Raw genomic sequence first — 398 nt, forward strand, 5'->3', positions numbered from 1 at the left:
CTCACGGATGTGCTTGTCGATTCACTGGCGCTCACTGATTCGCTCAACGATGTCGAGGCGGATTCACTGGCGCTTACTGATTCACTCAATGATGTTGAAGCTGATTCACTGGCGCTTACCGATTCGCTCACAGATGTGGAAGCTGATTCACTGGCGCTTACCGATTCGCTCACGGATGTTGATGCCGATTCACTTGCACTCACTGATTCACTTACTGAAGTTGAAGCTGACTCGCTCGCACTTACCGATTCACTCAATGATGTGCTTGCCGATTCACTGGCGCTCACTGATTCGCTCACGGATGTCGAGGCGGATTCGCTCGCACTTACCGATTCGCTCAATGATGTGGAAGCTGATTCACTGGCGCTTACCGATTCACTCAACGATGTTGAGGCAGA

1 pseudogene is annotated in these 398 nt (G+C 51.3%); it reads left to right on the forward strand.

Annotation, left to right across the window (positions count from 1 at the left end):
• A pseudogene (locus tag FC32_RS10835) lies at positions 1-398 on the forward strand (MSCRAMM family adhesin SdrC); the annotation flags it as partial.

It is taken from the genome of Ligilactobacillus apodemi DSM 16634 = JCM 16172 (assembly GCF_001434405.1).
GTDB classification, from domain to species: Bacteria; Bacillota; Bacilli; order Lactobacillales; family Lactobacillaceae; genus Ligilactobacillus; species Ligilactobacillus apodemi.